This window comes from Exiguobacterium flavidum (assembly GCF_003344535.1).
Classification (GTDB): Bacteria; Bacillota; Bacilli; order Exiguobacteriales; family Exiguobacteriaceae; genus Exiguobacterium_A; species Exiguobacterium_A flavidum.
In genome coordinates this window covers 193,573-217,308 of the sequence record NZ_QPKS01000001.1, presented here as the reverse complement: position 1 = coordinate 217,308, position 23,736 = coordinate 193,573, and the positions used below count along the sequence as shown (strand labels likewise).

Sequence of the window (23,736 nt, the reverse complement as noted above, 5' to 3'; positions counted from 1 at the left end):
CGATGCAAAAACCGGTCGTAATTGGAGTAGCAGGGGGCACTGGGTCTGGTAAGACGACAGTGGCGCGTTCGCTCGTCGAAGCGTTCCCGAGCGAATCGATCGTCATGATCGAACAGGATGCCTATTATAAGGATCAAAGCGAGTTGTCGATGGAAGAACGGTATAAGACGAACTATGACCACCCGTTCGCCTTCGATAACGACTTGCTGATCGAACACATCAAGGACCTGCGTGAAAACAAGTCCGTCGAGAAACCTGTTTATGACTACGTCGCCCATACGCGGTCGAATGATTCCATTCATCTCGAGCCGCGAGACGTCATCATCGTCGAAGGGATTCTCGCGCTTGAGGACGAGCGTCTGCGTGACCTGATGGACATCAAGGTCTTCGTCGACACGGACGCCGACGTGCGTATTTTGCGTCGGATGCAGCGTGATATCAACGAGCGGGGACGTACGATCGACTCGGTCGTCGCGCAATATACGCAAGTCGTCCGGCCGATGCATCTGCAGTTCTGTGAGCCGACGAAACGCTACGCCGACATCATCGTACCGGAAGGCGGAGAGAACCATGTCGCGATCGATCTTCTCGTGACGAAGATCCGTGCAATTCTCGATATCCGTACAGCACTTGATCAGAAGGGATAATGATTCCAAAATTAGCGTGCATATACTATACTAATGGAATAAAAAGGAGCGTGACCTAAATGGCAGAAAAACAACATTACATGACACTCGATGGAAAAGCGAAAATCGAGCATGAACTGAACGAGCTGAAGACCGTCCGCCGGAAAGAAGTCGTTGAGAGTATCAAAATCGCCCGTTCGTTCGGAGACTTGTCCGAGAACGCGGAATATGACGCAGCAAAGGAAGAGCAGGCGATGGTCGAAGGACGGATCGCACAACTCGAAGAGATGCTCCGCAACGCAGCGATCATCTCTGAGGATGCAGAAGACACGTCAGTCGTCGGGATCGGCCGGACTGTTACTTTCCTGATGCTCGAAGACAACGAGGAAGAAACATACACGATCGTCGGAAGCGCGGAAGCGGATCCGTTCACGGGGAAAATTTCGAACGAATCGCCGATCGCGAAGAGCCTGCTCGGCCGTTCGGTCGGTGAGCAAGTGACCGTACAAGCACCAGGCGGAGATTTCGCAGTAAAAATCACATCAATCAAATAAGTGATCAGCGAGGCAGCCGGACTTCCGGCTGTCTTTCTGAATGAGGAGGAAGTACTATGCGTATCGCGATCATCGGTGCGATGGAAGAAGAAGTCAATCTGCTTCGTAACGAATTGTCGGAGCGGAAGGACACCGTCATCGCCGGCTACCATTTTTATGAAGGGTTACTCAATAGCGTACCTGTCGTCATCCTGAAGTCGGGCATCGGAAAAGTGAACGCAGCAGTCGGCACGACATTGCTGCTTGACCGCTTCAAACCGGATGCGGTCATCAATACCGGATCAGCCGGTGGGTTCAAGGCAGGCCTGAAGGTCGGCGACGTCGTCGTCTCGACGGAAGTTCGTCATCATGATGTCGACGTAACGGCGTTCGGCTATGAATACGGCCAAGTTCCCGGGATGCCTGCCGCTTATACTGCGGATCAGCATCTGATCGAAACGGCAGAACAGGTCATCCATCGCCTGACGGATGTCCAGGTCGTCCATGGTCTGATCGCGACGGGTGATTCTTTCATCCACGATTCAGAGCGTGCAGCCGATATTCGCAAACATTTCCCTGAAGTCGCTGCGGTCGAGATGGAGGCTGCGCCGATCGCGCAAGTTTGTCATCAGTTCGGCGTCCCGTTCGTCGTGACACGCTCGATTTCGGACAATGCGGACGAGGAAGCCTCGTTGTCGTTCGACGAGTTCCTCGCAATCGCATCGATCAACTCGGCGAAGATGGTCATGGAAATCGTCAAGACGCTTGCAGAGACGGCAGAGTGAATGACCACTTTTAGGATGGAACATCGCAAATCAGGCGGTGCTCCATCCTATTTTTTTGTGATGTGCAGCAAACAGCCCGACACTATCTGAGGAGACGCGCACTCTTCTTTTGACAAAAATGAATTAACGCTTTATATTAGTACCAGATACTAAAAGTGAGGGGCTGCACATTATGAACAAAGGAATCATTGGACTTGGGACTTCACTTCCGTCACGGCGAGTGACGAATGAGGATCTGGCGTCGACGCTCGACACGAGCGATGAGTGGATTCGGACACGGACGGGAATCGGTGCACGGCGCATTGCGAGCGATGACATCGATGTCACGGACCTCGCGACGGAAGCGGCGAGAAATGCGCTTGAGGACGCAGGCCTTACGGCAGAAGACATCGGCCTGATCGTCGTCGGAACTGCGACAGGACGTGCTTTTCCGTCCACAGCGTGTGTCGTGCAACAGAAGCTTGGAGCATTGAACGCGACTGCGTTCGATATCAGCGCGGCATGCAGCGGATTCATCTTCGCGCTTCAGACGGCAAGGAGCATGATGGATTCGATGGATAAGCGCTATGCGCTCGTGATCGGAGCAGAGAAGATGTCGAGTATCGTCGATTGGTCGGACCGTTCGACGGCAATCCTGTTCGGTGACGGAGCCGGCGCAGTCGTCCTCGGAGAGACGAAGATCGAGGGATTGAACGCGTTCGAGCTTGGGACGGACGGAAGAGGTAGTGCGCTGCTGTTCAAGGAACTCGATGGACCGATCGAGATGAACGGACGCGAAGTATTCAAGTTCGCCGTCCGAAAGCTTCCGGAAATCGTCGAGAAGGTTGTCGAGAAGGCGGGAGACACGCTTGCAGATGTCGACCTTCTCATCCCACACCAGGCGAACTTGCGAATCATCGACGCGGCACGGGAGCGTCTAGGGATTCCGGAGGAGAAGGTGATCGTCACGATCGACGAGCATGCGAACACCTCAGCGGCATCGATTCCGCTCGCACTGCAAGAAGCGCGGTCTCAGGGTCGTTTACGTTACGGGACGAAAGTCGTCCTCGCCGGCTTCGGCGCGGGATTGACATGGGGAGCAAGTCATATCACATGGACACAAGGGGAGGAACAGGCATGAGAAGACGAGTTGTAGTAACAGGAATCGGGGCAGTCACGCCGATTGGTAATGACGCGAACACATTCTGGGATGCGCTGCTTGCTGGAAAGAACGGCATCCGTCCGATGGAGCGCCTCGACATCGATGAGTATCCGACGAAGGTGACAGGGGAGCTGCAGGACTTCGATGTCACCCAGTTCGTCGAACCGAAGGAAGCGCGCAAGATGGATCGTTTCGTCCATTATGCGATCGCGGCGAGTCTCGAAGCCGTCAAGGACGCTTCACTCGAGATCGAACCGGTGGCTGAACGCACCGGCGTCTGGATCGGTTCAGGAATCGGTGGCGTCGAAACGATCGAGAACCAGGCGAAGACCTACTTCGAACGAGGTCACCGACGGGTCAGCCCGTTCTTCATCCCGATGATGATCCCGAACATGGCGAGCGGCCAGGTGTCTATCTATACAGGCGCGAAAGGCCCGAACAACTGCTCGGTCACGGCTTGTGCATCCGGCACGAACTCGATCGGCGAAGCACTCCGGGTCATCGAACGCGGTGACGCGGACGTCATGATCGCAGGAGGCGCGGAGGCGCCGATCACGAACCTTTCGTTTGCAGGATTCTGCGCGAACAAGGCGATGTCGACCAATCCGGATCCGGAATCTGCGAGCCGCCCGTTCGACGGCGGGCGTGACGGCTTCGTGATGGGGGAAGGAGCCGGTATTCTCGTCCTTGAAGAGTATGAACATGCAATCGGGCGCGGAGCTCGCATCTATGCAGAGGTGAGCGGATACGGCCTGACATCGGATGCCTACCATATCACAGCACCGGATCCGGACGGAGACGGCGGAGCCCGTGCGATGGCGATGGCGATAAAAGACGCGGGGATCGACCCGTCAGATGTTCAGTACGTCAATGCCCACGGGACGAGCACGCCGATGAACGACGTCCTCGAGACGAAGGCGATCCAGACCGTGTTCGGGGAGCATGCGGATAAACTAGCAGTGAACTCGACGAAGTCGATGATCGGTCATCTTCTCGGGGCAGCCGGCGGCGTCGAAGCGATTGCGACGATCCTGTCGCTTCGTGATCAGATCGTCCATCCGACGATCCACCTCGAGAATCCGGGCGACGGTTGCGTTCTCGATTACGTGCGGGAAGGCAAACGTGAAATGCCGATCACGCACGCGATCAGCAACTCGCTCGGTTTCGGCGGACATAATGCGACACTCGTCTTCAAACGATACGAAGCTTGATGGATTCGACTGGCCGATAATTCCGGCCGGTCGCTTTTTTTCGTCTTTTCTGTTTGAATGGAAGGGAAGTCAGGTAAGAAACCCTAGAAAGTGGAGTGACGAATATGAAGAAAAAACCGATTATGATCCTTGCGATCGTCCTTCTCGCAGTCGTGACCTTGAGATGGATATTCCCGAGCGAGACCAAAGTGACGGAGGAACGTGTCGCCCCGAAAAAAGAACAAGTGCTGAAGGTGGCAGAGTCAGAGCTTCCAAGCGAACCGGATATCGCGAAAGCGACAGATATCCGTTCACAGACACTGCTCGCCCAAATCTATGAAGGACTCTATGTCTTCACACAGACGAAGGACGTCCGGGAAGGCCTCGCGAAGTCGATTTCGACTTCCGAGGACGGAAAGACACACACGATCAAGTTGAGAGAAGCCGTCTATCAGGACGGCACTCCTGTGACTGCGGGTGACTTCGTCGATAGCTTCCGCCGTGTCGCCTCGAACGAAGCTTCTTCCCCGTACGGCTTCCTGTTCGAGACTTTCTTGAACGGGGAGGATGTCAACGATGGGAAGAAACCGCCGAGCGAACTTGGCGTAGAGGCACCTGATGACGAGACACTCATCATCAAATTGTCTGAACCGGTGACGAGCCTCCCGGAACTCCTCGCGATGCCGGCGTTCTATCCCCAGGCACAAGCACGTGACTGGACGGAGTTGAAGACGAACGGTCCGTTTGCGATCGAGACGATGGAAAGTGACGGGTATACGCTTTCGAAGAACATGAAATATCATCAGGAAAAAATCGTCGAGCTCGAGAAAATAACTGGGACTGTGATCGCGGATACGGCAACTCGTACGGAAGCGTTCAGAAACGGAGAAGTCGATCTTGTCTCTGTGACCAGCGAGATGGATGACAAGAAGATCGACCCGATCTATGAGAAGGCGCGAAGCGGCGTCTTCTTCCTGAAATTCAATGCGGAGAACGGACAGATGAAAAATGCCGATGTTCGCCGGGCGATCGCAGCTGCCGTCGCGGGGAAACGAGATGAGCTCGAACTTTCTCGCGGAGAGTCAGCGACTGATCGGTTCGTCGTGACCGGACGCGAGTCTTTCAGGGCCGAGGTTGAAGCAGGCGACGGGTGGAAGGATCGCGGCGGCGAACCACTGCGTTTGACGTTGTTGAACTTTGACGATGCCAAGGCGAAATTGATCGGAGAACAGCTGAAGGATCAGCTCGAGTCAGAGCTGCCTGGCATAGAGATCGTCCTCGAACCCGCCTCCCTTGATGAGAAGGTCAAGCGTGAGTCTGCTGGCGACTTCGCCCTCGCATTATCCGGATGGATGCCGGATTCACCGGGACCGGTAGCTTATTTGAATCAGTTCTCGACCGGAAATCCGCTCAACGTGTCGAAGTACAGCTCGAAAGCGTTCGATGACGCACTCGCAAAAGGGAAGGCAGCTGTCGGGGAAGAACAGCGATATGAGGCCTTCGAGGAGGCGGAACGAATTCTGCTTGAAGAAGACGCCATCATCGTCCCTCTTTATCAGAACGCGGAAGCCGTCGCGCTGAAGAGCAGTTACCGCGGTTTGACCCTGCCCGTCTACGGACCGGAATATCAGTTACGGACCGTCAAGAAGATGGAATGATACGTTAAAATAACTGTAAAAATAGGTTCCTTTTGATTAGGGAACCTATTTTCTTTTGAAAAAATATTTAGAAAAATCACACATAAGGGTTTGCAAAATAATCAGAACATTGTAAACTATCTGTAACGAACGGGTCTGTATACCTTAGAGAGAGTTTATTTTTTTGTGTACAGAGTCGTGAATTGCTAGCTTTTCATAATTTAGGGGGGTCATCGTAACATGAAGAAGAAAAGTTTTGCACTTGCTACTTCCGTAGCACTCGTATCAAGCGCGTTCCTCGCTGCTTGTTCGACAGGTGATGAAGAGAAGAGCGGATCGAATGACACGTCAGGCGACAAAAAGTCGAACGAACAAGTCCTTAACTTGATCGAAGGCTCGGACATCCCGACGCTTAACCCGACGACTTCGACGGATGCTGTATCGTTCAACGTGTTGAACAACACGATGGAAGGTCTCTACCGTCTTGATGACAAACAGCAACCGGTACCAGGTATCGCTGAAAGCCACGAAGTCTCAGAGGACAAGTTGACTTACACGTTCAAACTTCGCGACGCGAAATGGTCTGACGGTACGCCAATCACGGCGAAAGACTTCGAGTACGCTTGGAAAGAAGTTCTTAACCCTGAGAATGCTTCACAATATGCATACGTATTCTACAACATCGCAGGAGCGGAAGAATACAACACGAAAAAAGGCGAGCGCGATGCTGTCGGCGTCAAAGCAGTAGATGACAAGACTTTCGAAGTCAAACTCAAAGCGCCTGCTGACTACTTCCTCGGTCTCACTGGATTCGGTCCGTTCATGCCGAAATCAGAAGAACTCTCGAAGAAAATCGGTGAAGGATTCGGATCGACTGCTGATAAGTCACTCTACAACGGACCATTCAAACTCACTGATTGGACACGCGAGCAAGGCTGGAAAATGGTCAAGAACGAAAACTACTGGGATAAAGATGCAGTCAAACTCGAGACGATCAACGTCAAGGTCGTAAAAGAAACTTCGACTGCTGTCAACCTCTACGAAAAAGGCGACATCGACCGCACAGGTCTTACTTCTGAGTTCGTAGCTCAGTATCAAGACAACCCAGAGTTCAAGACTAAGGGTGAGTCTACGATCTTCTACCTCTACTTGAACACTAAAGTCAAAGCGCTCGAAAACGCGAAAATCCGTAAGGCGATCGACATGGGTTACGACAAGAAGGGCATCACGGATGTCATCTTGGCGAACGGTTCGATCCCAGCGAACTACCTCGTACCGAAGGACTTCGCTAAGGATGCTAGCGGAGCTGACTTCCGTGAGAAATATCCGGAGTTCAACACGTTCAACGCAGAAGAAGCTAAAAAACTTTGGGAAGAGGGCTTGAAGGAGATCGGCGCTAAATCGGTCAAACTCGAACTCTTGAACTATGACAGCGACGATGCGAAGAAAATCGGTGAGTTCCTCAAAGGCGAGCTCGAGAAGAACCTTCCAGGTATGGAAGTATCAATCAAGCAACAGCCGTTCAAGAACAAACTTGACCTAGAAAACAAAGGCGAATTCGAGTTCTCGTTCGCAGGCTGGGGCCCTGACTACCAGGATCCAATGACGTTCCTCGACCTCTTCCTTACTGATGGGCCTTACAACCGCGGTAAGTGGTCGAACGATGAGTACGATAAGCTCATCAAATCGGCACAAACTTCTACTGATGCTGAAAAACGCTGGTCTGACCTTCAAGAAGCGGAGAAAATCCTCTTCGATGAAGCTGCTATCTCGCCAGTCTACCAGCGCGGACGCGCATTCCTCGTCAAGCCATATGTCAAAGGTGTCGTCGAGCACAACTTCGGCGCAGACTTCTCGTACAAGTGGGCTTCAATCGAAGGGAAATAATCGATTCAAACGACAGGCCGCGAAAGCGGTCTGTTTTTTACTGCGGGAACACGCATTCGCATCCCAAAAAATCCCCCTCTCTACCTCTGGAAATCAGGAGGAAGAGAGGGGGATTTGTTCATCACCAGTCACTTGGAGCGTTTGCGTTGAAGACCCATCGCTTTTTCCACTTTAGCGAGTTTCTTATTGGCGACCAATTCTGCCTTGTCGCGTCCTTGATCGAGTATTTCATCGAGTTCCTTTGAATTGAGAAGCTCGTGGTAGCGCTGTTGGATCGGCTCGAGCTCAGCGATGATCGTTTCGGCAACATCTGCCTTGAAGACGCCGTAGTTCGAACCGGCATACTTTTCTTCGAGTTCAGGAATCGGAATGCCGGCGAGCAGTGAATAGATTTCAAGCAAGTTCGAGACGCCCGGTTTGTTTTCCCGGTCGAACTTGACGATTCCTTCAGAATCCGTGACTGCGGACTTGATTTTTTTTCGGATGACATCAGGAGCGTCGAGCATCGAGATAAAACCTTTCGGATTAGCATCTGACTTCGACATTTTCTTTTCCGGATTCGTAAGGCTCATGATACGAGCCCCGGTCTCGGCGATCATCGGCTCAGGCATGATGAACGTTTCATAATATCGGCTGTTGAATCGCTGTGCGAGATCCCGTGTCAATTCGATATGCTGTTTTTGGTCATCTCCGACCGGAACGAGGCCAGCATCATAGAGAAGAATATCCGCAGCCATCAATGTCGGATAAACGAAGAGACCGGCACCGATCCGCTCCTGTCCCTTTGATTTGTCCTTATACTGCGTCATGCGTTCGAGTTCTCCCATGCCTGCGATACATGTCATCATCCAGCCGAGCTGTGCGTGCGCCTTCACTTCCGATTGAACGAAGATCGTCGATTTCTTCGGATCGAGTCCGCTTGCGATGTAGAGTGCAGCGAGTGAACGAGTGTTGTTCATCAATTCTACACGGTCGATCTCGACGGTGATCGAGTGAAGATCGACGATACAATAAAACGCATCGTGCTCATCCTGGAGATTCACGAAGTGTTTCATCGCGCCGATATAGTTGCCCAGCGTGACGATGCCGGTCGGTTTGATGCCTGAGAAGATGGTCGCCATAATAATCCCTCCAAAAAAATATGATAGAATACAAAAAAACGACGACACGTCCCCCTTGGTCAAGGGACGAATCATCGCGTTGCCACCCAAGTTGCTATCGCTAGCCGCTTCATTCGCTGTAACGGGCGCACCCGTCTGTCCATACTTGAAGTTCCGGACAGCCACTCCGAAGTCCATTCAATCGCGCCTCTTACCCATTCTCACCACCCATGGGCTCTCTTGAAAGAGGGGGACGACCTACTACTCTTCATCGCCGTGTTCTTATATTTCATTCATGATATCATACTCGATTTTCAAGCGACAACTCTTTTAGGAAAAGAAGGAAATCAAGACGGAGAAGACGATGCAGGAAATACCCGAAAGAAGATAGGGAGCCGTCCTGTTACGGGCGGACTGGACACGAACCGACGTTTCTTCCTCGTCCGGCTCGTCATCCGTATAATCGGCATCGATGTCACGAAGCTTTTGTGACTGCTGCTTTTTGAATCCCGATTTAAATCCGCGGAAGATGCCGTTCGCGCTCATGCTCGAGAAGAAGCCGATTGCGAAAAGGATGAATCCCGCGAAGAATAATCCCCCTGAAAAATGAAACAATAAAGATCGTGTCTCGTCAGTGAACATCTTTGAGACCGTATAGATAATGGCGATGATGCCGCCAACCATCAAAGGACGTCCATATGTCGAACGCATTGTTTTCCTCCTCGAAATATAAGATACATTCAGTATACGCAATTCCTTCGTGCCTTTCGACAGGGAAGCGTCCGCTACGTGAATAGTGTGAATATTCGCTTGACGCAAAAGCTATTCTCACATAAAATCAACATATCACGCACTCGGATTTTTCGGAAACCAGGTCAATGTGTTTTGGGGAATACATTTCGGTACCGGAGAAGACGTCGCTGACGCTAATTCCGTTGGTTTTAGCACCAGATTTTGGAATAGGAGATGACAACCGATGAAGAAAAAGACACTCGGTCTCGTCCTTACACTCCTTCTCGTCGTGAGCGCGGCACTCGCCGGATGCTCAACTGGCGGCGGAGACAGCAAGGATTCAGGTTCATCGACTGATGGAAAGAAAGTACTCCGCCTGACGGATACTTCAGACATCACGACGGTAGACCCTGCACAAGCAACGGATGCAGTTGCATTCGGCATGATCGCAAACACGATGGAAGGGCTTTACCGCCTCGATGTCGAAGGCAAGGCAGTACCTGCTCTCGCAGAAAAAACGGATATCTCGAAAGATAACCTGACGTACACGTTCACGATTCGCGATGCGAAATGGTCGGACGGAACGCCGGTCAAGGCACAGGATTTCGAATTCGCATGGAAACGTGCCATCGACCCTGATACTGCTTCAGGCTATGCATACATCTTCGAGTCGATCAAAAATGGCGCGGACGTCTCACAAGGCAAGAAACCTGTGGACGAACTCGGCGTCAAAGCTACAGACGACAAGACACTCGTCGTCACACTCGAACGCCCGGCACCATACTTCCTATCGTTGACTTCGTTCGGTACGTTCACACCGATCAGCGAAGACTTCTATAAGAAGAACGAAAAAGACTTCTCTCTCCAACCGGACAAACTCCTCTACAACGGACCTTTCGTCTGGAGTGAGTGGAAGACGGACCAAAAGCGTGTTCTGACGAAAAACGAAAACTACTGGGATAAAGATGCAGTCAAGCTTGATTCCGTCGACATCCGAGTCGTCAAGGATACTTCGACTACAGTCAACCTGTATGATGCGAACGAAATCGACTTCACAGGTCTGACGTCAGAGCAAGTAGCGGCATATAAAGACTCAGAGGACTTCAAGACGGCGCTTCGTTCGTCGATCGCTTACCTGAAGTTCAACAATGAAGACGACGTCATGAAGAACGCTGACGCGCGTAAGGCAATCGCCCGTGCAATCAATCCTGCTGGAATCACGGACACGCTCCTTTCGAACGGTTCGATTCCGACGACTAGCTTCATTCCGAAAGAATTCGCAAAAGACGAGTCTGGAAAAGACTATACAGAAGGAATCAACTGGTTCGATCGCGACGCGAAGGAAGCAGCTGATCTCTGGAAGAAAGCGAACGGTGACAAAGCAGTCACGATCGAACTCCTTTCGTTCGACAGCGAAGATGCCAAGAAAATCGGCGAGTACATGAAAGGCGAGATCGAAAAGAACTTGCCGAACGTGACGGTCAGCATCAAGCAACAACCGTTCAAGAACAAGCTCGACCTCGAAGCAAAAGGCGATTACCAAATCTCTTATGCACTTTGGGGCCCGGACTACCAGGATCCGATGACGAACCTCAGTATCTTCTCGTCTGAGAACAGTCAAAACGATGTGAACTACAAGTCGAGTGAGTTCGACAAGCTGTTGTTCGCTGCAAACGAAGAGAGTGACACGGAAAAACGTTTTGAACTCTTCAAAAAGGCTGAAGAACAGCTGATCGCGAAAGACCAAGCGATCGCACCGATCTATCAAGCGGGTTCAGCATACCTTGCCCGTCCGACGATCGTTGACTTCAAGCGTCAAGTGTTCGGTGCTGACTATCAGTACAAATATGTAGACGTCAAGAAGTAACACTGTCCCTGTCAAAAGAACCGGAGCGTCCCTAATGATTTAGGTGTACGCTCCTGTTTTATACTTCTATTCTGAATGAACGCTCAAAAAAGTAGCGTATTTGTGAATTTTCCGTAAAAAAGTTGTTCAATTTATTTTGCCAGCAAAGTATAATGAACTCAAGCGAAAATTCTGAAATATTGGTTAACTGGAAATAATCAGCTGCCAGCGAAGACCGCAGTTCTAGTAGGGCGCAAAAAATGAAGGTCAGGATTTTAATTTTTACAGCAAAAATCTTGAATGTTCCGACAATTTTACGTCATACTAAGGCTGTTGGTGTTTCGAAAAAAACAGAAAAATAATCACAGGGGGTGCCATCTATGGGCCGATATCTAGCTCAACGCCTGACTTACGGCGTACTGACGTTCTTACTCATTGCTTCGTTCACTTTCTTCTTGATGGATCTGTTACCAGGTTCTCCGTTCCAAAACCAGGAAAAACTTTCTCCTGAACAATTGACTATCCTGAAGGACAAGTATGGTCTAAATGACCCACTTCCGCAGCGATATGCGACTTATATGGTCAATATGTTCCAAGGAGACCTCGGTGTGTCGTTCAAGTATGACAGCCGCCCTGTTACGGACTTGATCATGGAACGTATCGGACCATCGGCTCAGCTCGGTGCACAGGCACTTATTCTCGGTGTACTGGCCGGTCTCCTTCTAGGCGTCGTTGCGGCTCTCCGCCACAACACATCGATTGACTACGGTGCGATGTTCATCTCGGTTATCGGGATCTCGGTCCCGTCGTTCGTCTTTGCGTCGCTTCTACAGTATTATGTAGGCGTAAAGTGGGGCGCGCTTCCTGTAGCGTTCTGGGAATCACCGGCACATACGATTCTGCCGACGATTTCACTTTCGCTCGGTGTAACGGCATCGATTGCGCGCTTCGTCCGGACGGAGATGCTTGAGGTAACTGGTCAAGACTACGTGACGCTTGCGAAAGCGAAAGGTCTCGATGGTCAGTCGATCACTTGGAAACACATGGTGCGTAACGCGCTTATCCCGGCGATCACGATTCTAGGACCTATGACGGCAGCCCTCATCACCGGGACTTTCGTCATTGAGAAGATCTTCGCTGTTCCGGGACTTGGAGAATTGTTCGTATCCTCGATCACACAGAATGACTATACGGTCATCATGGGTACTACGCTCTTCTTCTCTGCTGTCTTCATCGTCATGATCTTGATCGTCGACTTGCTGTACGGCGTCGTCGACCCACGTATCCGTCTAGGGGGTAACAAATAATGGCTGAACAAAACATGAAAATGGAACAGTACGACTCGTCGCTGTTCCAACAAGTCGAACTCAATGAACAAGCGGCTGAACGAATCAGCGGGAAGAGCTTGAACTTCTGGCAAGATGCATGGATGCGCCTTCGTAAGAACAAGGCTGCGATCATGTCGCTCATCATCATCCTCATCCTGTCTCTCCTGTCGATCTTCGGACCGATGCTTGCCGGTCGCGATGCTTACGAACAATCGATCACGAAGGCGAAACTGCCACCTAAAGTCACAGGTCTAGAGTGGGCCGGCTTCGACGGTGTCTCGACGCTTGGTGAGAAAGAAATCAACTTCTATGAAACGAAAAAAGTTGAGGAGAACTACTGGTTCGGTACGGACCACCTTGGCCGTGATCTTTGGTCGCGTGTCTGGGAAGGAACACGCGTCTCGCTCTTCATCGGTTTGATGGCCGCGATCATCGATGTCATCGTCGGTGTCACGTACGGCGGTATTTCCGCATACAACGGCGGCCGAGTCGATAATATCATGCAGCGTATCGTCGAGGTTTTGACGGGTGTACCAAACTTGATCTTGATCATCCTGTTCATCCTGATTCTCGAACCGGGTATCACGACGATCATCCTAGCCATGACGATCACCGGCTGGATCGGTATGAGCCGACTCGTCCGCGGTCAGATCTTGAAGCTTAAAAACCAGGAATTCGTTCTTGCTGCACGTACGCTCGGAGCATCGAGCACACGCTTGATCTTCAAACACCTGATTCCAAACACGCTTGGTACGATCATCATCTCGCTCATGTTCACGATTCCGGGTGCGATCTTCTTCGAGGCCTTCCTCAGCTTCATCGGTCTTGGACTTGCTCCACCGCAACCATCACTGGGTACACTGATCAACGAAGGATACAGGGAACTGAAGACTTTCCCATTCCTCCTAGTTGTTCCATCGACAGTCATCGTACTCCTCATGGTCAGCTTCAACATGTTGGCTGATGGACTACGCGATGCCTTTGACCCACGACTTCGTCGATAACGAAAATTAGAGAGGAGCAACTCAAAATGGAAACGATTCTATCCGTACGCGACTTGAACGTCGCTTTCCATACATTCGCAGGAACTGTCCAAGCAGTCCGCGGTGTATCATTCGATTTGAAAAAAGGTGAGACGCTCGCGATCGTAGGCGAATCGGGTTCTGGTAAATCCGTGACTTCAAAAGCGATCATGCGCCTCATCCCTAACCCTCCTGGTGAGATCACGAAGGGTGAAATCCTGTTCGAAGGACGTGACCTCGTCAAGCTCTCTGATAAAGAGATGCAAAAAGTCCGTGGACGCGACATCGCGATGATCTTCCAGGATCCGATGACGTCACTCAACCCGACGATGACGATCTTCAAACAGATCGCTGAAGGATTGAAACGCCACCAGGGACTGACAGGTGACGCAGCGAAGAAGCGTACGCTCGAGCTGTTGACACTCGTCGGCATCCCGAATCCGGAAGCCCGCCTGAAGCAATACCCGCACCAACTCTCTGGTGGTATGCGTCAGCGTATCGTCATCGCGATCGCGCTCGCGTGCAACCCGAAGGTCCTCATCGCCGATGAGCCGACGACTGCACTCGACGTGACGATCCAGGCGCAAATCCTTGAGCTGTTGAAAGACATCCAGCAAAAGACTGGTACTGCCATCATCTTCATCACGCACGACCTCGGTGTCGTAGCGAACATGGCGGACCGCGTTGCTGTCATGTATGCGGGTAAATTGATCGAGAAGGGGACGGTCGATGAGATCTTCTACGAGCCGCGCCACCCATATACATGGGGACTTCTCGGTTCGATGCCACGTCCGTCGGATGACCGGACGCTCGATCTTCCGGCAATCCCGGGTACACCACCGAACCTCCTTCACCCACCAGCGGGTGACGCATTCGCACCACGAAACAAATATGCGATGAAAATCGATTTCGAGAAGGAACCGCCAATGTTCCCGATCTCTGAAACGCATGAAGCAGCGACGTGGCTGTTGCATCCACAAGCACCGGCAGTCGAGCCGCCTCCAGCCATCCGTGAACTCGCGCTCAAGTATCGTCCGGATAGCGCGTTCGCTAAATCGCTACTGAAAGGCGGTCAAGTCTAATGGAAAACCGTAGAAAGCTACTTGAAGTAAAAAACTTGAAGCAACATTTCAATATCGGCCGCGGCCGTGTCGTCAAGGCAGTCGACGGCATATCGTTCGACATCTACGAAGGTGAAGTACTCGGTCTCGTTGGTGAGTCAGGTTGCGGTAAGTCGACGACTGGCCGTACGATCATCGGACTTTATGACGCGACGGATGGAGATGTCATCTTCAAGGATGAGAATGTACACGGCAAGAAGTCACGTAAAGAGAAGTTGAAATTCAACCGTGCGATGCAGATGATCTTCCAAGATCCGTATGCGTCCCTAAACCCGCGTATGACTGTCGGAGACATCATCGCTGAAGGAATCGATATCCATGGTCTCGCAAAGTCTTCTGAAGACCGCAACAACCGTGTATACGATCTCCTTGAAACGGTTGGTTTGACGAAAGAGCATGCAAGCCGTTATCCGCACGAATTCTCTGGCGGTCAGCGCCAGCGGATCGGGATCGCGCGTGCGCTTGCTGTAGAGCCGGACTTCATCATCGCCGATGAGCCAATCTCAGCACTCGACGTGTCGATTCAGGCGCAGGTCGTCAACTTGATGAAGAAGCTTCAACGTGAACGCAACTTGACGTACCTCTTCATCGCTCACGATCTTTCGATGGTCAAGTACATCTCGGACCGGATCGGTGTCATGTATCAGGGTCACCTCGTCGAACTGTGTGACGCAGACCGCTTGTATGAGAATCCTGTCCATGCCTATACGAAATCACTCCTCTCTGCAATCCCTCTACCGGATCCAGAGCATGAGCGCACACGTAAACGGATCATCTTCGACCGTCCGACTTCTGGACCAGTCGGGAAATCGACAGATGATACGAGCATCCCGCCGCTTCGCGAAATTGAGCCGGGACATTATGTATCACTCACTGATGCTGAATACGAAGCGTATAAAGCACAACTCGTCTAACACGAAAGCACCTTGGCTGGTAAATTTCCGCCAAGGTGCTTTTTTGTCATCATTGAATTATTAAACTTCCGAAGCCAGACGCGGGAAGTGCGACAATCGATGGACGATCGCATCGATGCCCGCAAGGCGGTGAACCGCCTCTTCTTGCGTGAGTCCTTCATAATGGTGCAATCCACCAGGCTGCTCCTCAAGCGTATCCGCCTCATGGACGAGTTGCTGCAGTGGTGTCCGGTTGATTGCGCCAGGCGGCAAGTAGGAATCAGTGTGAAGAAGGACAGCGAGCGAAATCTCTTTGGCGCGCGCCGGATCTTCTCCGAGGCGGATAAGCAGCTTATGTGCCCGCTCTGCTCCTTTTATTGCATGGATGTCGTTCTTTCGATACATTTCATAGTTCCACGTACCGTCTGTGTACCATTCATAATGTCCGATATCGTGCAGGAGTGCCGCCTTCGTGGCAAGATCTGCATCGAGACCACGGCGCGATGCGAGAGTCAGTGCCTGTTCTGCGACACGGATGGCATGGTTCAATCCCGAGCGTCGAAGGTATTTCTGAGCAATTGGATGCTCGATGATTTCTACTAGAGTCAAAGCCATAGGAATTACTCCTTCCGTTTTTTCTGTATTTCTATATACACTACCGGATTTTGAAATAGAATGCAAATCAAAAGAGGTATTTCAAGAAATATCGGCCTGACGGGAATTGCCCAGGCAATCCCTCACAATCTCACATATTTAATTTACCTCATCCGGTATAGAAAATTGGAAAACGTGGTATAATATCATATGTAGAGGATGATAGACAAGTTTAACATTGGTGCTTTTTTGTTCAGGACCTAGGAAGGTGACGAGCATGAAAGAACGTGACAAAAAGAAGAAGTTGAAAAAAAGACTTTTACGGGAAATCTTCGAAAAACGCCTGAAGGACCTCAAACTTCCGAAGGCGAAAGAAACGATCTCTCAACCTTTTGATCACACACCAGCTTGCTGAAGCCTTAAACGGCTGCGGCAAGTTTTTTTACAGATGTGCGTCATCTTCAAAAAATCACTATAATTCGATATCGATTTCGTGTAAACTGACACGTAATAGGGCGTCTCTTCACAGATGCAGAACGAAGAGGCACGAAGGGGACGCATAGTCGAGGGGAGAGGATGTTTTTCAAATGGTCACACTCTATACTTCACCAAGTTGTACCTCTTGTCGTAAGGCGCGGGCATGGCTCGAAGAGCATGAAATCCCGTTCGTAGAACGCAATATATTCTCTGAGCCTTTGTCGCTCGATGAAATCAAACAAATTCTCCGTATGACGGAAGATGGTACCGATGAAATTATCTCGACCCGTTCGAAGATTTTTTCGAAACTAGATATTTCCGTGGAAAACTTGTCGCTTCAACATCTGTATGACTTGATTCAAGAGTATCCTGGACTGCTTCGCCGTCCAATCTTGATTGATGAAAAACGTCTGCAAGTCGGATATAATGAAGATGAAATTCGTCGTTTCCTTCCTCGGAAGGTTCGTACATTCCAATTGATGGAAGCTCAACGACTCGTCAACGAGTAAGAGAGCGAAGCACACTGCATCCTGAGCAGTGTGCTTTTTGTTACAGACGAAAAAGGTTAAAATAGAGATAACAAAGGAATATACACAGTAACAATCGGCCAATATTTTTTGGGCGATGTTCTTGATCACTCGCTCCTGTACTTTGGCGGACGAGATGATGAAAGGGGTGGACAGATTGAAAATCGAACGCGTCAATGACAACACAGTCAAGTTCTTCATCACCTATACCGACATCGAGCGTCGCGGTTTCGCACGTGACGAGATTTGGTACAATCGTGAGCGTGGAGAACAGCTATTCTGGCAGATGATGGATGAGGCGAATGAAAAAGAGTCCATCTCCTTCGAAGGTCCACTATGGATTCAAGTGCAAGCATTCGAAAAAGGATTAGAGGTCACGGTCACGATCGCTCGCACGATGGTGGATGGTGAGCATGTCGACGAGGAAGAGCTCGACGCGTTGCTACGTTCAGCGATGACCGACGATGAACCCGAAACGGAATTGAACCAAGACGTCATTTTCGAGACGACGGATTTCGAGCATATCATTTCACTCAGTCAATATGCTGATGCACCTATATTCGAGGAAGTCGAGACCGCTCTCTACCAGAAGGACGGACATTACTATCTTCATGTCCATTTCGAGGCGGATACTGAAGTCGAAGAACAAGAGAACGTAATGAGTTTGATTGCTGAGTACCTCCATTTCAGTGATCAGACCGTCCATCTCCTTGAGGAGTATGGGAAGGTGGTCATGAAGGACCACGTCTTCGCGACGGTCAGAAGCCACTTCAAAAAATAAGACCCATCTTTCGATGGGCCGCCTGGCGCCTTGTCTCGTACAAGGCGTCTTTTTCATGTCGATTTCTTGCTGTCCTCCCGTACCGAATGGTTGAACTGGTGGAGCAGACGGCTGAACAGTTCTTGATCCTTTTCCGTCCAGCCTTCAAGCAGGCGTCCGATGCTGTCGGTCCGCTTTTGTCGGTAGTCACACAGCATCTCCTGACCCGCTGTGGTCAATTCATAGGAGAAGGCACGCCGATCGAGTGGATCCGCCAATTTCGTGATCCAGCCCTTTCGGCTGAGCGCAGTCGCCTGTCTGCTGACGGTCGAGACGTCTAGCTGCAGAGCTTCTGCCAAACTCTTTACTCCGGCCGTCTTGACTGCACTCAATTGACGAAGCAGCAAGTAGGCAGAGCGATCCATCGCATGCTCGCTTGTCATGCTGCCGAGGCGGCGAATCAGGATGGCGAGTTCAAGCTCGATTTGTTCATGCTGTTCTATTCCCAAACTATATCACCTCACGTATAGTGTACTGCATCTCAACTTGAAATGGAGTGTCCCATTCATTTGGTGAGCATATAGTTGTATTGTGCAATTAAATAATTGTAGAATCGTACTATCGAGTCTGGGAGCAGAATCATGAAGGAACAGCACACGAGGAAGAAGATCATCAAGAAGCTTCCGAATTGAAACTAGAGGCGACCTTCTCGGCTTCATCAGCGGAGGAAACGTAATCGGAGAGACGTTCGGACGTATTTTTTTAAGGGAGAAGGATATTACGATGGCAATGACAGAGAGAAAGACATTTTCGGATAGGAACACTGAAGTCGATGGGAGAAATAAATTGTTGAACCAGCCGATTTCAGTTTGGGCAGTGTTTTTCGCGAGCATCACGGCATTCATGGGTATGGGCCTCGTCAATCCCGTGTTGCCCTCGATCGCTGAGAACCTAGAGGCGTCGCCAAGCGAAGTGACGCTTCTGTTTACGAGCTACAATGCCGTAATGGCGTTTGCGATGCTGATCACGGGAACGTTATCGTCGCGTCTTGGACAAAAACGGACACTGCTGCTCGGGATTTCGATCATCGCGCTTGCCGCAGGGCTCGGTGCGACGATTGCCGATGACATATGGACGCTTGTCGCCCTGCGCGGGGGATGGGGCTTCGGGAACGCCTTGTTCGTCGCGACGGCGCTGGCTGCGATCGTCACGCTCTCGACGAGCGGAACGGCAAAGGCGATCATCTTGTACGAGGCGGCAGTCGGAATCGGTATCTCGATCGGACCATTGCTCGGCGGCACACTCGGTTCGATCAAATGGCAAGCTCCTTTCTTCGGTGTGGCGGCCTTGATGGTGTCTGCGTTCGTTTTTCTCGCGTTCTTGATGCCGGAGCCGAAAATGAAACGATCTGAACGGAAAAAGACATCCGTGCTGGAACCATTTCGTGCGATGCGCCACCGCTCGCTGCTGACTCTTGGGATCGTCGCCGCCCTGTATAACGTAGGTTTCTTTACGATCATGGCATACGCGCCGTTCGTCATGGGACTCGAACCGAGAGGGCTCGGATTCGTCTTCCTCGGCTGGGGCAGTTTGCTTGCCTTGACATCAGTCCTGACGGCTCCGAAGCTCAGTGAGTGGTTCGGGACGGTGAAATCGATGATGTTCATGCTCGGCCTATTTGCGGTCCTGTTGTTTTTGATGGGAGTGTTCGTGAACGTATCTGCCGTAGTGATCGTTTGTGTCATCCTGGCTGGGGCAGTACTTGGGAACAACAACACACTCATTACGACGGCCGTGATGGAAGCGTCGCCTGTCGACCGGTCGACGGCGTCCGCTGCATACAGCTTCCTTCGTTTCCTCGGCGCGGCGATCGCGCCATTCATGGCGGGTAAACTTGCAGAGATCTATAACCCGCACGTCCCGTTCCTTGTCGGGGCAGGATTCGTCGTTGCAGCGGTCTTCTGTATCGAGCTGAACAAGAAACATCTGCTTCATGTCGACCGGACGTCAGGTCATTAAATGAAAAAGCATTCGAAAGCGCACACCTTGCTTCAGCTGAAAGACTGATACCGCCATAGCGGTAACTCGGTCTGTCGGAAAGAAGACAGGGTGTGCGCTTTTTCATCTGTCGTATCAGCTCATCCGAGCGTATAGCCCCCGTCGACGACGATCGCTTGTCCATTGATATAGCTCGATCCGTCCGACAACAGGAACGAGACGACAGAGGCGATCTCCTCTGGTCGTCCTGGCGTGCCGCGGAGGTGATGACGCATCGCATTATCGAATTTATCCTTGCCGCCGTACAGGGCATGGCTGAGCGGTGTGTCGACAGGGCCCGGGCAAATAGCGTTGAAACGATACTTACCGTGAAAACGGACGGCGTAGGTCTTCGTCAACGTCAGCAGAGCGCTTTTAGATGCCGCATAGGGAAGGAGCATGGCGGGATACTTCGAATGGCCGACGATCGCACTATTGTTGACGACAGACGCGCGAGGAGCGAAGCGTTTCAGCGCATGCTGGATGATTTCCTCGGCAGCATGATAATTGACGCGGAAGACATCTTCCTGATCAGGACGGATGCGTTCCGGTGCGGCAGGACGACCGAACGTGCCGGCATTGTTGAAGAGACCGTCGATCGTCGGGAATGCTTCAGCCGACTCCTCAAAAAAGCGATTGATTGCCGTCTCGTCCATCAGATCGACCTGAAAGAAATGGATCAATGAATTTTCGCTCTCGAGCTCCCTGCCCTTCGCTTCGTTTCTTCCAAGTGCCAACACCTGATGACCTTCTTTCGCAAGCAACAATGCAGTAGCACGGCCGATTCCGCTCGTAGCGCCTGTGATCAAGTAGGTTTTCATTCGACTTCTTCCTTTCGCAAGTAGGAATAAGGCAGCGGGATGTCAAAATTAGACTTAAGAAAAAAAGGGGGTGGGGAAGAATGATGCGGCGAATCCAATTGCTGTTGACGGCTTTCTTGACGATCGGATTGATCGCTTTCCTTTCCTACTACTGGAGCGTCTACATGGTAGGCTGGCTGTCCATCGCGATCATCCTGGTCGTGCTCAGCGTGTTCGTCATCATACTGCTCGAGAATCGCGATCCGCAGCGGACGCTTGTGTGGGCGCTCGTCATGATGGCGTTGCCGATTGTCGGGATATTCGTATATTTCATCTTTGGTCAAAATTATAGACGAAAGAAGATGTTCAGTCTCAAAGCGATGCTCGATGAAGAGTCATATTTGAAATATCGGACACAGTTTGATCATTCGAGTGAGGAAAAGGTGTTCCCAGACAATCGTTTCGATAAGGTACTGCGGCTTACGGAATCAATCAGCCGGTTGCCGATCTCGTATAATACGCATACGCGGGTGTTGACGAACGGGGATGAAAAGTTTCCGATTCTGCTCGAGTCGATTCGTCAGGCGACCCGTCATATCCACTTGGAATATTACATCGTGCGTGATGATGCACTATCGCGAGAGTTGCAGCAGTTGTTGATCAGGAAGGCGAGCGAGGGTGTCGAAGTTCGTTTTCTGTATGATGCGGTCGGCTGCTTCTCGACAGCGAGGAGTTTCTTTGACGAGATGAGAGAGGCTGGAATCGAGGTGACCGCCTTCTTCCCGGTCTTTCTACCATTCATCTCGAACAAGTCGAACTACCGCAATCATCGTAAAATCGTCATCATCGACGGGACGGTCGCCTTCACTGGAGGCATCAACGTCGGTGACGAATATGTAGGAAAGAACATGGTGTTCGGCTTTTGGAGGGATACCCATCTGCTCGTCCGCGGCGAGGCTGTTTCGGAGCTCCAACTGATCTTTCTCCAGGATTGGTACTACATGACCGGAGAGAGGTTATTCACGCCTTATTACATGGAGCCACTCGAGGTCGTCGAGGAGGCGACTGGCGGGGTTCAAATCATCGCGAGCGGACCGGATGAGGCCCAGGAGACGATGAAGTCCCTTTATTTCGGACTGATAACAGCTGCCCGCTCGTCGGTCTACATCGCTTCGCCGTACTTGATACCGGATGAGGACTTGATGACGGCACTGAAGACTTCAGCGATGTCGGGGATCGACGTCAGGATACTCTTACCGAGTTTTCCTGATCATAAGATCGTCTTCTATGCGAGCCGCTCCTACTTCGAAGACCTTCTCCGGGCAGGCGTGAAGATCTATGAATACGAGAAAGGTTTCCTGCATTCGAAAATCATCGTCGTCGATGACGAAATCGCGACGATTGGGACCGCGAACATGGACCTTCGAAGTTTTCACTTGAATTTCGAGGTCAACGCCTTTCTGTACGGAACGAATTCGGTACAAGAATTGACACGCGATTTCTACGAGGATTTCAATTTCTCGAGACAAGTCCACCTCAGCCATTTCACGGGCAGAGGATTCGTAAGGCGACTGACGGAATCTACGGCACGGCTGTTTTCTCCACTACTGTGAGCCCTGAGAGGGAGGATCTGTTTGTTCGAAGCAAATGACGCGACTGGCAAAAAGATTTTTGTGCGAGGAGAGACGATTGATCAATTGAGACAAAGAGGACCGTTCAGCTGTATCTTCTGTAAAGGAGAGATGCGTTTGAAGCAGGGGCGACGCCGCCCCTTTTTTGCTCATGTATCAAAATGTGGAGGAGAGTCGGCCTTACACAAAGCATGGAAGGACAGAATCCGGATTACTCTTGAACAGCGCGGATTGGAGGTCGTTCCGGAAGCGAAGGGGGAGGCCCGCCGCTACGACTTGCTGATAACGGATGCGTCGCTTGCTGTCGAGATCCAGTGCTCGAAGATGGACAGTGCCGAGTGGTTGCGCAGAAGGGCTCTTGATCAGGCGGCTGGTGTGACGACCCGCTGGATCGGTTTCAAAGAAGGGCGCGGGGATATCGTTAGGCTGGACGGCTGGATGAAGACAGCGTTCTTTCATGATGGATTCATCGATCTGGTCGATGAGGAACGACTGTACCGATTTACAGGGTCGATTCCATTCTCGTCTCGTGCTGCCATCTGCCAGCGCCATTCCTTATCTTTGAACGACTTTCTCGTATATAGGATGTTACCGCATGGGATGCCTCGACGTTGGTCAGAGATCGTCGCGCGGTACAGACTGAGACCGTTCTACTCGAGTTTGCCGATGAATGTGCTTCGCACCCCTCTCTACAAGAAGGGGATTGCCCCGTCACTATTGCCCTCGATCTGTTTCCTGCCTCTTCCCGCCCTCGTCCTGTTGCCATTCCATCCGTTCGAGCTTCAGATTGCCTTATATCTGCAGCTCGGTGATCGACCGTTCGAGAAAGAGAGGATCGCTTCATTTTTGACGAGACTTCTAAAAAGCGTTAAAAAGGAGACAGATTCGTCCTCGATCGACCGGATTGCCTCGGAGTGGGCAGAACTCGTATCGATAGTAGGGACCCGTTTCTTTGGACCCCCACATCCATCGATTGAAGCTGCGAGACGAAGTGACTGGATCATGGCAGGACTGCTTCAAGGAAACGTCGAAAGGGAATAGGACGGACATACAATCTTAAAGGAGTGAA

General features: G+C 51.2%; 22 protein-coding genes and 1 other annotated feature. Of the genes, 17 read left to right on the top strand and 5 right to left on the bottom strand.

Annotation, left to right across the window (positions count from 1 at the left end; all coding sequences use genetic code 11):
* The first annotated feature begins 2 nt into the window (after positions 1-2).
* The 7 genes from udk (at position 3) to DFG60_RS01040 (ending at position 7,799) form a co-directional block, all read left to right on the top strand.
* A complete protein-coding gene (gene udk, locus DFG60_RS01070) occupies positions 3-647 on the top strand; it encodes a uridine kinase (RefSeq protein WP_114569872.1) in 645 nt (214 codons plus the stop codon).
* 59 nt (positions 648-706) lie between these two features.
* The gene (gene greA / locus DFG60_RS01065; RefSeq protein WP_114569871.1) at positions 707-1,180 is read left to right on the top strand and encodes a transcription elongation factor GreA; all 474 of its coding nucleotides are present in this window, start codon (positions 707-709) and stop codon (positions 1,178-1,180) included.
* A gap of 56 nt (positions 1,181-1,236) precedes the next feature.
* Positions 1,237-1,944, top strand: a complete 708-nt coding sequence (gene mtnN, locus DFG60_RS01060; protein ID WP_114569870.1) for a 5'-methylthioadenosine/S-adenosylhomocysteine nucleosidase — start codon at positions 1,237-1,239, stop codon at positions 1,942-1,944.
* Positions 1,945-2,116: 172 nt separating this feature from the next.
* The gene (locus tag DFG60_RS01055; RefSeq protein ID WP_114569869.1) at positions 2,117-3,064 is read left to right on the top strand and encodes a beta-ketoacyl-ACP synthase III; all 948 of its coding nucleotides are present in this window, start codon (positions 2,117-2,119) and stop codon (positions 3,062-3,064) included.
* Positions 3,061-4,296: a beta-ketoacyl-ACP synthase II gene (gene fabF / locus DFG60_RS01050; RefSeq protein ID WP_114569868.1), complete on the top strand. Its 1,236-nt coding sequence runs from the start codon at positions 3,061-3,063 to the stop codon at positions 4,294-4,296. Before DFG60_RS01055 ends, fabF begins: the two co-directional genes overlap by 4 nt.
* Before the next feature lie 104 nt (positions 4,297-4,400).
* Positions 4,401-5,933 carry a peptide ABC transporter substrate-binding protein gene (locus DFG60_RS01045; protein WP_114569867.1) on the top strand — a complete coding sequence of 511 codons (1,533 nt, stop codon included), beginning with the start codon at positions 4,401-4,403 and terminating at the stop codon, positions 5,931-5,933.
* Positions 5,934-6,152: 219 nt separating this feature from the next.
* Positions 6,153-7,799 (top strand): peptide ABC transporter substrate-binding protein, encoded by a 1,647-nt coding sequence (locus DFG60_RS01040; RefSeq protein ID WP_114569866.1) that lies wholly within the window; start codon positions 6,153-6,155, stop codon positions 7,797-7,799.
* A 128-nt stretch (positions 7,800-7,927) separates the two neighbouring features.
* Here DFG60_RS01040 and trpS read toward each other — a convergent pair whose 3' ends face one another.
* Positions 7,928-8,920, bottom strand: coding sequence for a tryptophan--tRNA ligase (trpS, locus tag DFG60_RS01035; RefSeq protein WP_114569865.1), 993 nt, complete (start codon positions 8,918-8,920; stop codon positions 7,928-7,930).
* A gap of 59 nt (positions 8,921-8,979) precedes the next feature.
* Positions 8,980-9,183 (bottom strand) — a binding site (T-box leader).
* Positions 9,184-9,229: 46 nt separating this feature from the next.
* Positions 9,230-9,610, bottom strand: coding sequence for a DUF3899 domain-containing protein (locus DFG60_RS01030; RefSeq protein WP_114569864.1), 381 nt, complete (start codon positions 9,608-9,610; stop codon positions 9,230-9,232).
* Between the two features lie 265 nt (positions 9,611-9,875).
* Between DFG60_RS01030 and DFG60_RS01025 the strand changes: the two genes are divergently transcribed.
* From DFG60_RS01025 to DFG60_RS01005, 5 genes are all read left to right on the top strand, one after another.
* Positions 9,876-11,498: a peptide ABC transporter substrate-binding protein gene (locus DFG60_RS01025; RefSeq protein ID WP_114569863.1), complete on the top strand. Its 1,623-nt coding sequence runs from the start codon at positions 9,876-9,878 to the stop codon at positions 11,496-11,498.
* Between the two features lie 359 nt (positions 11,499-11,857).
* Complete coding sequence (gene opp3b / locus DFG60_RS01020) at positions 11,858-12,784, top strand: oligopeptide ABC transporter permease (RefSeq protein ID WP_114569862.1); 927 nt, start codon at positions 11,858-11,860, stop codon at positions 12,782-12,784.
* A complete protein-coding gene (gene opp3C / locus DFG60_RS01015) occupies positions 12,784-13,809 on the top strand; it encodes an oligopeptide ABC transporter permease (RefSeq protein WP_114569861.1) in 1,026 nt (341 codons plus the stop codon). Before opp3b ends, opp3C begins: the two co-directional genes overlap by 1 nt.
* 26 nt (positions 13,810-13,835) lie before the next feature.
* Positions 13,836-14,909, top strand: coding sequence for an ABC transporter ATP-binding protein (locus DFG60_RS01010; RefSeq protein WP_114569860.1), 1,074 nt, complete (start codon positions 13,836-13,838; stop codon positions 14,907-14,909).
* A complete protein-coding gene (locus tag DFG60_RS01005) occupies positions 14,909-15,862 on the top strand; it encodes an ABC transporter ATP-binding protein (protein ID WP_114569859.1) in 954 nt (317 codons plus the stop codon). Before DFG60_RS01010 ends, DFG60_RS01005 begins: the two co-directional genes overlap by 1 nt.
* A gap of 60 nt (positions 15,863-15,922) precedes the next feature.
* Here the strand turns inward: DFG60_RS01005 and DFG60_RS01000 are convergent, their stop codons facing one another.
* On the bottom strand, positions 15,923-16,456 hold the full coding sequence (locus DFG60_RS01000; protein ID WP_114569858.1) for an HD domain-containing protein: 534 nt from the start codon (positions 16,454-16,456) through the stop codon (positions 15,923-15,925).
* Positions 16,457-17,022: 566 nt separating this feature from the next.
* Here DFG60_RS01000 and spxA point away from each other — a divergent pair.
* Positions 17,023-17,421 (top strand): transcriptional regulator SpxA, encoded by a 399-nt coding sequence (spxA, locus tag DFG60_RS00995; RefSeq protein WP_114569857.1) that lies wholly within the window; start codon positions 17,023-17,025, stop codon positions 17,419-17,421.
* A gap of 175 nt (positions 17,422-17,596) precedes the next feature.
* Complete coding sequence (mecA, locus tag DFG60_RS00990) at positions 17,597-18,220, top strand: adaptor protein MecA (protein WP_114569856.1); 624 nt, start codon at positions 17,597-17,599, stop codon at positions 18,218-18,220.
* 53 nt (positions 18,221-18,273) lie between these two features.
* On the opposite strand, the gene DFG60_RS00985 is transcribed toward mecA, so the two are convergent.
* On the bottom strand, positions 18,274-18,708 hold the full coding sequence (locus tag DFG60_RS00985; RefSeq protein ID WP_232818575.1) for a MarR family winged helix-turn-helix transcriptional regulator: 435 nt from the start codon (positions 18,706-18,708) through the stop codon (positions 18,274-18,276).
* A gap of 280 nt (positions 18,709-18,988) precedes the next feature.
* On the opposite strand from DFG60_RS00985, the gene DFG60_RS00980 reads away from it, so the two are divergent.
* Positions 18,989-20,218, top strand: a complete 1,230-nt coding sequence (locus DFG60_RS00980; RefSeq protein ID WP_232818585.1) for an MFS transporter — start codon at positions 18,989-18,991, stop codon at positions 20,216-20,218.
* Between the two features lie 119 nt (positions 20,219-20,337).
* Here the strand turns inward: DFG60_RS00980 and DFG60_RS00975 are convergent, their stop codons facing one another.
* On the bottom strand, positions 20,338-21,057 hold the full coding sequence (locus tag DFG60_RS00975) for an SDR family NAD(P)-dependent oxidoreductase (RefSeq protein ID WP_114569854.1): 720 nt from the start codon (positions 21,055-21,057) through the stop codon (positions 20,338-20,340).
* 83 nt (positions 21,058-21,140) lie between these two features.
* On the opposite strand from DFG60_RS00975, the gene cls reads away from it, so the two are divergent.
* Both cls and DFG60_RS00965 read left to right on the top strand, forming a co-directional pair.
* Positions 21,141-22,649, top strand: coding sequence for a cardiolipin synthase (gene cls, locus DFG60_RS00970; RefSeq protein ID WP_408608643.1), 1,509 nt, complete (start codon positions 21,141-21,143; stop codon positions 22,647-22,649).
* 60 nt (positions 22,650-22,709) lie between these two features.
* The gene (locus DFG60_RS00965; RefSeq protein ID WP_232818584.1) at positions 22,710-23,708 is read left to right on the top strand and encodes a competence protein CoiA family protein; all 999 of its coding nucleotides are present in this window, start codon (positions 22,710-22,712) and stop codon (positions 23,706-23,708) included.
* Positions 23,709-23,736 lie beyond the last annotated feature (28 nt).